The organism is Anaeromassilibacillus sp. An172, assembly GCF_002160515.1.
GTDB classification, from domain to species: domain Bacteria; phylum Bacillota; class Clostridia; order Oscillospirales; family Acutalibacteraceae; genus Limousia; species Limousia pullorum.
The window spans coordinates 1-9,518 of record NZ_NFKS01000039.1; the positions used below are offsets into that span (position 1 = coordinate 1).

General features: G+C 38.0%; 9 protein-coding genes and 2 pseudogenes. 9 read left to right on the top strand and 2 right to left on the bottom strand.

Annotated features, from left to right (window positions below):
• The 9 genes and pseudogenes from B5F08_RS13320 to B5F08_RS12785 form a co-directional block, all read left to right on the top strand.
• Positions 1–710, top strand: a pseudogene (locus B5F08_RS13320) (phage tail protein); the annotation flags it as partial.
• Between the two features lie 34 nt (positions 711–744).
• Positions 745–978: pseudogene (locus B5F08_RS13790) on the top strand (phage tail domain-containing protein); the annotation flags it as partial.
• Between the two features lie 87 nt (positions 979–1,065).
• Entirely contained in the window at positions 1,066–1,518 is a 453-nt protein-coding gene (locus tag B5F08_RS13695; protein ID WP_330395826.1) for a phage distal tail protein, read from the top strand.
• Between the two features lies 1 nt (position 1,519).
• On the top strand, positions 1,520–2,074 hold the full coding sequence (locus B5F08_RS12760; RefSeq protein WP_087380264.1) for a Gp37-like protein: 555 nt from the start codon (positions 1,520–1,522) through the stop codon (positions 2,072–2,074).
• 13 nt (positions 2,075–2,087) lie between these two features.
• On the top strand, positions 2,088–2,498 hold the full coding sequence (locus B5F08_RS12765) for a phage holin family protein (RefSeq protein ID WP_087380267.1): 411 nt from the start codon (positions 2,088–2,090) through the stop codon (positions 2,496–2,498).
• A complete protein-coding gene (locus B5F08_RS12770; protein WP_087380271.1) occupies positions 2,498–3,409 on the top strand; it encodes an N-acetylmuramoyl-L-alanine amidase in 912 nt (303 codons plus the stop codon). Before B5F08_RS12765 ends, B5F08_RS12770 begins: the two co-directional genes overlap by 1 nt.
• A gap of 85 nt (positions 3,410–3,494) precedes the next feature.
• Entirely contained in the window at positions 3,495–3,959 is a 465-nt protein-coding gene (locus B5F08_RS12775; RefSeq protein WP_087380274.1) for a hypothetical protein, read from the top strand.
• 650 nt (positions 3,960–4,609) lie between these two features.
• Entirely contained in the window at positions 4,610–5,917 is a 1,308-nt protein-coding gene (locus B5F08_RS12780) for a recombinase family protein (RefSeq protein ID WP_087380277.1), read from the top strand.
• A complete protein-coding gene (locus tag B5F08_RS12785) occupies positions 5,905–7,494 on the top strand; it encodes a recombinase family protein (RefSeq protein ID WP_087380280.1) in 1,590 nt (529 codons plus the stop codon). The genes B5F08_RS12780 and B5F08_RS12785 overlap by 13 nt, the downstream gene beginning before the upstream one ends.
• 56 nt (positions 7,495–7,550) lie before the next feature.
• On the opposite strand, the gene B5F08_RS12790 is transcribed toward B5F08_RS12785, so the two are convergent.
• Both B5F08_RS12790 and B5F08_RS12795 read right to left on the bottom strand, forming a co-directional pair.
• Positions 7,551–8,339, bottom strand: a complete 789-nt coding sequence (locus B5F08_RS12790; RefSeq protein ID WP_087380283.1) for a phosphoribosyltransferase family protein — start codon at positions 8,337–8,339, stop codon at positions 7,551–7,553.
• A 386-nt stretch (positions 8,340–8,725) separates the two neighbouring features.
• Entirely contained in the window at positions 8,726–9,217 is a 492-nt protein-coding gene (locus tag B5F08_RS12795) for a hypothetical protein (RefSeq protein WP_087380285.1), read from the bottom strand.
• Positions 9,218–9,518: the final 301 nt, after the last annotated feature.

Genomic DNA, 9,518 nt, shown 5'->3' on the forward strand with positions numbered 1-9,518 from the left:
AAATTGATGAACAGAAAAAGAAAATCGAAACACTTCGCTCTGCCTTGAACAATGCATCTAACTCTTTCGGTGAAAACGACAAGAGAACAAAGAACTGGCAGATCCAGCTTAATAACGCTGAGGCCGCTCTCAACGATATGGAGCGTGAGCTTAAGCAAAATGAAAAAAGCCTTAAAAATACAGGTGATGAGTTTTCAGACGCCGGCAAGGAAGCCGACGAGTTCGGAGATGAAGTTAAAAATGCTTCAGATGACGCTGAAAAATCCTCAAAAGCCATACAAAATATAGGCACAGCGGTAAAAGGAATGGCGGTAACCGTGGGAGCTGCCACTGTTGCCGCAGGTGCAGCCCTGGTTGGACTTACAAAAAAGTTTTTAGACCTTGCTGAATCCACCCGAGAATACCGTGAAGACCAAGCAAAGCTTGACACTGCCTTTACTACAGCAGGATTTACCGCAGAGCAGGCAGGAAATGCTTACACCGATTTTTATTCTATCTTAGGCGAAGAGGACAGAAGTGTCGAGGCGGTAAACCATCTTGCAAAGCTTTGTAAATCTGAACAACAGCTGTCCCAATGGACGGATATTGCCGCCGGTGTTTGGGCAACTTTCGGGGACAGTCTGCCCATTGAGGGTTTAACGGAAGCTTCAAACGAAACCGCAAAAACAGGAAAGCTTACCGGAGTTTTGGCTGACGCTTTAAAGCAGTGATTACCATGTAAATATTAAAAAAGACTGCAAGGGACTGTCTGACGCCACAAATGAAATCTATACACAAAAAGGCCTTGGACAGTACGGAGAAACTATTACCGGTTACAGAATAGGACCCAGAACTATTGAAATTCAGGGTTCTTTCCGAATAACCGATAAGATTTCTGTAGCGCAGTTAAGACAAAATTTAAATAACGCTTTATCTCCCGAGGAAACACTTGAGATTACCTATGACCTCAACGGAATACAGAGAAAAATTTTAGGAATTGCCAAAAGCATAAAGTTTACTTGTACAAAAATCCTCTATGATTTCTATATAGCTATCCTCTGTCCGGATCCGCTTTGGCGTGACCAGATGGAAACCGCCACTTCAATAGTGTCATGGGACGGAGCTTTTGAGTTTCCTGTTGAAATCACAAGCGATTGGGAAATTGGAAGGCTTAATAAACAGGTGGAAGTCAACGTGATAAACCGAGGTGATGTAACCTGCGGATGCAGAATTGTATTTTATGCCACTGCAAGTCTTACAAATCCCTCTTTAAAAAACACAGAAACAGAGGACTACATAAAACTCAAGGTGTCCCTTTCCAAAGGCGACAAGCTGGAAGTTACAACCCATTACAGAAATAAAACCGCATACATAACAAGAGCAAACGGAGAAAAGGAAAACGCCATACAGTATTTAGACCCATCTTCAACCTTTTTGCAGCTTGAAATAGGAGATAACCTTTTCAGCTATAACGCTGACAGCGGCAAGAGCAATCTTGAGATAACCATATATCACGATAACTTGTACAGGGGTGTGTAAAATGAATATCTTTATTTACGATACAAGTCTTACACTGCTGGGTGTAATAGATGACCCCATATCTCTCATATGGACACGCAGATACTGGGAGTGCGGAGAATTTAAACTTCTTATAGGCTACAGTGATTTTGCACGTGATATGCTGGCAATGGGAAATATCATAACAATTCAAGGCTATGATGAAGCCGGACAGATAAGCTATGTTGCCATTACAAAAGATGAAAAGGGCGAGCAAATCGAAGTACAAGGCAAATTCCTTTTATCATGGCTCGGTAAAAGGATTATTGAAAATCAGATAATAACCAAAAGCACCACAGAGCTTATCATGCTTAGAATTGTAAAAGAAAATGCAGTAAATCCCACAAACTCAAAAAGAAAAATCCCTAATTTGCTTTTGGGAGCTTCTCAGGGATTAGGCGGCACTATTGACTATTCATCCGATGCATATGTAAACGCTTTGACAGCTTTAGAAACAGCGGCAAAAGCCGGAAAGCTTGGTATAAAGATAATTACTGACTTTAAAAACAAAAATCACACCTTAGGTAAATCAATTTAAAGGAGGAAAATAAATGAAACAAATCTGGACTTTAATACAAATAGCCTTTTCCGCTTTTGGCGGTTTTATCGGCTGGTTCTTAGGCGGAAACGACGGCTTTATTTACGCACTTTTGGCGTTTGTGGTAATCGACTACATAACCGGAATTATGTGCGCTATAGCCGATAAGGAGCTTTCAAGCGAAGTGGGATTTAAAGGCATATGCAAAAAGGTTCTCATCTTCGCTTTGGTTGGAATTGGAAATCTTTTGGATATATACATTCTGGGACAGGCAGGTATTTTGAGAAATGTGGTAATCTTCTTTTATCTTTCAAATGAAGGCGTGTCAATTCTGGAAAACGCTTCACATCTCGGATTGCCGGTTCCGGAAAAATTAAAGGAAATACTTAAACAACTGCATAATGGAAAGGAAAGTGAAAACTAATGTCATATACAAATTCTTCTCTTATATCATATACAAAATTAAGCCCTAACCATTCAGGTGATAGGACTCACTTCATTGACCGCATTACTCCCCACTGTGTGGTTGGTCAGTGTGCAATCGAGACACTGGGCAATCTTTTTGCATCTACTTCCTGCCAGGCATCCTCCAACTATGGAATAGGCTTTGACGGAAGAATGGGAATGTTTGTTGAAGAGAAAAACCGCTCCTGGTGTTCATCCTCTAACGATAATGACCAGAGAGCGGTAACAATCGAATGTGCTTCAGACACCACAGCGCCATATGCTTTCTACGACGTGGTTTACCAGTCGCTTATCAATCTTTGTGTTGATATCTGCAAGCGCAACGGTAAAACAAAGCTTTTGTGGCTTGGCGATAAAGATAAAACCCTTGCCTATGAACCGAAATCAAATGAAATGGTGCTTACTGTTCACAGATGGTTTGCAAACAAAAGTTGCCCCGGCGATTGGCTTTACAGCCGTTTGGGCGACCTTGCAGACAAGGTAACTTCCAAGCTCAGCGGCAGTTCTGACAATTCTGATAACACCGACGACGGTACAATCTACAGAGTTCAGACCGGAGCCTTTTCGCAGAAAGCCAATGCCGAAGCACAGCTCGAAAAGTTGAAAGAAGCCGGATTTGACGGTTTTATCACAACAGGTACGGTTCAGAAGCCGGATAACACTCCCGATGAACCTGCCCTCGCTATAGGCGACAAAGTAAAGCTTGACAGCAACGCCACAGTGTACGGCTCATCAATGAAGTTTTCAGACTGGGTATACACCTCTACCCTGTACGTAAGAGAAATAAGCGGCGACCGTGTGGTTGTCTCCACTCAGAAAACCGGAGATATTACCGGAGCGGTTGACAAGAAATATTTGAATAAGATTTGACACCATTGATTAAAACATCTTATATGTTGAACTCTTAACATACTTATAATATAATATCTATAATGTAAATTTAAGGAGAACTATTATGAGTATATCTTTTCGACATACAGCTGGTTTTGGGAAGAGGATGGAATATAAAATAATTGGAGATATGCTAATGGAAGGGCTTGATTGCTATGTTCCATTAGTTGATGACCATGGTGTGGATTGTGTAATAAAAAAGAAAGATGGCACATTTATAGAAATTCAAATAAAAGCGCGCTCTAATGAAGCTATCTTTGGTAACGCCGCACTTTTTGCAGGTATTCAACACGAATACACTCCCAATTTTTACTTTGTATTCTATTCCGAAAGAATGAACCTTATGTGGATTCTATCATCAGAAGAATTTCTAGCTGAGTGTAACACCAATAAACTCGGAAAAAATACAGGTAAACACACTATATGGTTTAACGGAAAACATCGCAATTCTGAAACAGGAAAAAATGAAGAGTATTGTAAAGAACGCTATAATAAATATATTTGCAAAGACTTTTCAAGATTTTACTAATTTATTAAATTAAAATTTCATATTGAGCATTACAACACCCGTCAAGGATTAAAAAACTTGGCGGGTGATTTTTTTATTTAAAACACCTTAACTCTCCCCTTTTCCGTGGCTATATTATGAGGGGCATTCCTCGGAAAGGAAACAACGTTATGATGACACAAATTCAAAAGGCTGAAATTTTAAATCTCAGAAGGAGGAATTTTTCTTACAGTCAAATAGGGAAAATGCTTTCTCTCTCCCCTAACACTGTCAAATCCGTATGCCAAAGGGCTATTAAATCACCTGGCAAAAACGGACTTTGCTTAAACTGCGGAGAACCTATTTTTGTAAATCCTAAAGCTAAACCAAAACAGTTCTGCTCTAATTCTTGCCGCATCGCCCATTGGCGAAAATCAAACGGTAAAAAAGGAACTGAATATCATTTGATATGTCAACACTGCGGCAGTGAGTTTGTAACTTTCGGAAATAAAAGACAAAAATACTGCTCTCACAAATGCTACATATCCCACCGATTTGGCGGTCATATTGAAGCACAATAGACTATATATTCAGAATTATTGACTTTCTATTCGTGTAGAATATATGTTCTTATTTCCTTGATAAGTCATTTCTTTAGAGTTAATATGTCACAAAAGGAGGGTATCAATATAATGAACTGTATCAGAATGATTAGGCCTCTTCCTAAACTTACAAAGCCAAAGCGTGTGGCGGCTTACGCCAGAGTTTCCGCTGACAACGACGCAATGCTTCATTCCCTATCGGCTCAGATAAGCTACTATCAAAGGCTTATTCAAAATCACAAGGGCTGGACCTTTGCCGGAGTTTATGCCGATAACGCCATAACTGGAACAAAAACCTCAAGGGAGAATTTCCAGAAGCTTCTCACACAGTGCCGTGAGGGTAACATCGACCTTATTATCACAAAATCCGTTTCCCGCTTTTCACGAAACACTGTGGCTCTTCTGGAAATTGTCAGAGAACTTAAAAGCTTAGGCATAGGCGTATTTTTTGAAGAGCAAAACATAAACACATTAAGCGCTGAGGGTGAACTTTTATTGACACTTCTCGCCTCTTATGCTCAGGAAGAAAGCCTTTCCGCCAGCGAGAACCAGAAGTGGAGAATACGAAACTCCTTTAAAAACGGAAAAATTTCCAATCTCAGATTTTTATTTGGATACAACATTGAGAAAGGAAAAATTCTCATAAATCCAGAACAAGCGGCAATCTTCCGTGAGATTTTCGCAAGAGTTATCAGTGGTGAAACCTTGGGAAATATCAGCCGTGATTTAAACTCCCGTGGAATTACCGGAGCATTGGGCGGACATTGGGAAGCCCACCACATTAAAAACATAATAACAAATGAAAAATACACCGGAAACGCCATTTTACAAAAGCGTTACCGCAACAATCACATTGACAAAAAGGAAGTTACAAACGACGGTCAGTTGGACAAGTACTATGTAAAAAACACCCACTCCCCTATTATTGACGAGGAAACTTTCAACAAAGCTCAGCTTGCCCTAAAAGGAATCGATGAGGTTTTTTCAAAAAGAAAAAAGCCTTCCAGAAGCATTTTTACCGGAAAAATAATCTGCGGAAAATGCGGAAAGACCTTTAAAAGAATTACCACAAAAAAATCCCATGGCTGGAATTGCAGTACATTTCTGACAACAGGAAAAGAAACATGCAAAACAAGGGCAATACCTGAGGATATATTAAAAGAAAAAACATCGGAAGTTCTGGGGACTGCTGAGTTTGACGAGAACGCTTTTTTATCATCAATAGACCACATTGAGGTTCCCGAGGACAACATTCTTCGTTTTATCTTTAATAACGGAAAAGTCAAAGAAATAACCTGGGAATTTATCTCAAGGAGCAATTCATGGACAAAAGAAATGCGTGAAGCCGCATCGGAAAGATTTAAAAATCAAAGGAGGAAAAACACATGCCAAGAGTAACCACAATACCTGCCACAAGGAATTTATTTACATCAGAACCAATCAATCAAAGAACAAAAAGACGAGTTGCCGGCTATGCCAGAGTTTCAACGGACAGTGACGAACAGTTCACAAGCTACACAGCTCAAGTCGAGTACTACACAGAATTTATCACCTCAAATCCTGAATGGGAGTTTGTTGGGGTTTACACAGACGAAGGAATTTCCGCTCTCAGCACCAAAAACCGTGAGGGATTTAATCAGATGATTTCCGATGCATTGGACAGGAAAATCGACCTTATTGTGACAAAGTCGGTGAGCCGATTTGCACGAAACACAGTTGACAGCCTTTCAACCATCCGAAAACTAAAGGACGCAGGCTGTGAATGTTATTTTGAAAAGGAAAACATTTACACATTTGACGGCAAAGGCGAGCTTCTTCTCACCATTATGTCTTCCCTTGCCCAGGAAGAAAGCCGAAGTATTTCGGAAAATGTGACCTGGGGACAGAGAAAAAGGTTTGCCGACGGAAAAGTGAGCCTCGCTTACAAAAGCTTTTTAGGATACGAGCGTGGCGAAGACGACAAACCGAAAATTGTTGAAGAGGAAGCCAAAATCGTAAGGCAAATTTATCAGCTTTTTCTTGAGGGAAAAACGGCAACAGGCATTGCAAAATACCTAACCGACGAAGGAATTCCCACCCCTATGGGCAAAACTACCTGGTGTCCACGCACAATTAAAAGCATACTGGAAAATGAAAAATACAAAGGCGACGCCCTTCTTCAAAAGAAGTTTACCGTTGACTTTCTCCAAAAAAAGACCAAGAAAAACGAGGGTGAAGTTCCCCAATACTATGTTGAGGGAAGTCACGAAGCCATTATCGACCCTGACCAATGGGAAATGGTTCAGCTTGAAATAGCAAGGCGAAAAGCTTTAAACAGAAGATACAGCGGCAGAACGATTTTCTCAAGCAAAATAGTCTGCGGCGACTGCGGCGGATTTTACGGCAGTAAGCTTTGGCACTCAAACATGAGCTACCGAAGATACGTTTGGGAGTGCAATAGCAAAGTAAAAGGCGAAACCAAATGCAAAACCCCAGCTATAGATACTCCGACCATTAAGGAAAAATTCATGGAAGCCTGTAATTACCTTATGGCTGATAAAGCTGAGGTTGTTAGCCGCTGTAATAAAAAACTTGAAAAAATCGGCGACCTTGGAAGATTTGATAAAAGGATAGAAAAACTCAGAAATGAGCTTAACCATATTTCAGACTTGGTTGACAACTGTGTTCAGGAAAACGCCACTGTTTCCCAGCAGCAGGACGAATATGAAAAGCGATATTCTGCACTGGAACAACGCTATAATGAAACACTGGCAAAACTTCAAAAGATAAACAACCAGAAAACAGACTTAAAAAATCAGGAACGAGTATACCGCCTTTTCCTAAATTCACTGGAAAAGCAACCAACCTTCATGAAAGAATGGTCCGACACCCCATGGATAACCCTTCTCGACGAAGCTGTAGTACATAAAGGTAAAAAAATAACTTTCAGATTCAAAGACGGTACGGAGATTACCAGGGAGTTTATTATGAGGTAAGAAAAAGAAACAGTGAATATTATAACGATTGTTATAATTTATAGAGATACAATATTCTATGAAGTATGTTCTATAAGTGTATACACATAAATATTACATCTATTATTTCTAGAATTCAATATCCGTAGAACCTCATTTAGCGTAGACCCTGAAGCATTGATGTCATCAATAACAAGTATATTTGCATTTGACAAATTTGAGAAGTTATCTGATTCTTCTGTAGATGCAAATTTAAGATAATTTTTGATGTATGGCCTATACTTTGCCTTTACATTTTTTGCAATAGAAAAATAATTTTGTTGGTGAATTTTAGGTATCAAGATATCCTCAATATATTTTTTCATCTGCATATACTGCAGTTTAGTTTCAGGAGTATCCCACTCTGAATTAAATAACTTCCAATCAAATTGTACATCTGTAGGTGCAGATTTTATCATTTCAAAATTAACTCTATTAGTATCGTGTCCTGTAAATTGGTTGATAACCCTAATCATAGTATTTACCAACTTACTACGACCAGATAGTGGGTATACAAAACAATCTAAATTTGCAAGGTTAACTTCTGGTGATAAATACTGCAACGGTCGTTGAATGAATCTTTTTAAATCAGCATCAGAAATAGATGGCTCAGATAGACCCTTCAAATAATGGATGAACTTAGTTCGATCTCTAGAACTTACATGAGGTTTGAAAATATATCCGAACCAATATAGATTATTATTGATAGATGATTTGAATATTTGAGGAGTTTGAATTTCAATTATATCATCTTTTGAATTGTGTTCAAAATCAAACACAAAATCGTTTCCGACGATCTGTACTCCAGATTTAATATATCTTTTCATATTTTCACTCCTTTTAAGAGTTGTATTGACTTAATCTAACTTATGTGTTCAACCACTGAACTAAGTTTTCTCTAAATTATGCAGCCTTGCTTCTTTGAGTTTCGGCAAAATATTCAATGAATACTCTCTATATAGTATAAAAAAGATGATAAGGATAGCGTAGATTACTTCGCAATTATTTTACTTGAATCACCATTTTTCTTATAATTCCTGCAAGGTGAGCTCAGCTCCTTGAGTAATACTGGTATAAGACTTATTCCTGTCGATAGAGTTCTGTATATAGTATCCATCTAAATTCTTATCATCTGTAGGTATTTTATCATTAAATTAGACCTAGATATATAACCATTATAATATCATTAACAATTGGAGACTCAGTGATATCGTTAATTACCATACATGTTTACAAGTTTATTCTTTCTGCAAAATTGATCTAAATCTGGTACAGTGGTTATTGTTATCAACGATAATTGATAATCTTGATAAAAATCTAAATCTTTTAACATATCTATAAAAGATATATTACCTTTACAATAATCCTCTAAAGTAGCATCTTGCATGTGTTCGTCCCAAACTAAACATAATAGTACAATGTACTTTTTAAAGAATTGTTTCATTTCTTTAATAGATTTTTCGTTTACGTTAATATCATCTTTACCCGGTATATACTCCCAATTATCATACAGCTTCAAGATGACTGTACGGCTTGCTATCAGTATCTCCGGGTTAAATACCGGCTTGACTATAGATCCATGCTTGACTCCTGCTCCTGATGAAAAATAGAACGAAAATAGTAGTTGATTAGGGTTTTTAACATATTTACCTCTTATGTTTGACATAGCAAAAATAGCGTGATTAGATGATATTAACAATTTCATAAGATTCACCTCTTCTACAATTGATCTATCATTATTTTCAAAAATTTCACAAGATAGAAATTCAATTTATTTATCTTTGAAAAGACCTAATTTTACTAATGCAACATATTCACATGTAATAAATTTGCCAAATTTTCACCAATAGTATGTATCACTCTTTTTATTTTGATATATTTTATCTACTTCTAACACTATTCTCCTTGTATAATAAATTTAGGTTGATAAGGGAGCCTATCTCCCAAAATCAACTGTATAATTATTCAACATAATGTTGTATAATTGTAGTTATTAGATAGAGGAT

Coding starts and splice junctions, on each gene's coding strand:
- B5F08_RS12785 (WP_087380280.1), top strand. CDS start 5,905: ATGCCAAGAGTAACCACAATACCTGCCACAAGGAATTTATTTACATCA.
- B5F08_RS12770 (WP_087380271.1), top strand. CDS start 2,498: ATGTCATATACAAATTCTTCTCTTATATCATATACAAAATTAAGCCCT.
- B5F08_RS12780 (WP_087380277.1), top strand. CDS start 4,610: ATGAACTGTATCAGAATGATTAGGCCTCTTCCTAAACTTACAAAGCCA.
- B5F08_RS12765 (WP_087380267.1), top strand. CDS start 2,088: ATGAAACAAATCTGGACTTTAATACAAATAGCCTTTTCCGCTTTTGGC.
- B5F08_RS13695 (WP_330395826.1), top strand. CDS start 1,066: ATGGAAACCGCCACTTCAATAGTGTCATGGGACGGAGCTTTTGAGTTT.
- B5F08_RS12795 (WP_087380285.1), bottom strand. CDS start 9,217: ATGAAATTGTTAATATCATCTAATCACGCTATTTTTGCTATGTCAAAC.
- B5F08_RS12775 (WP_087380274.1), top strand. CDS start 3,495: ATGAGTATATCTTTTCGACATACAGCTGGTTTTGGGAAGAGGATGGAA.
- B5F08_RS12760 (WP_087380264.1), top strand. CDS start 1,520: ATGAATATCTTTATTTACGATACAAGTCTTACACTGCTGGGTGTAATA.
- B5F08_RS12790 (WP_087380283.1), bottom strand. CDS start 8,339: ATGAAAAGATATATTAAATCTGGAGTACAGATCGTCGGAAACGATTTT.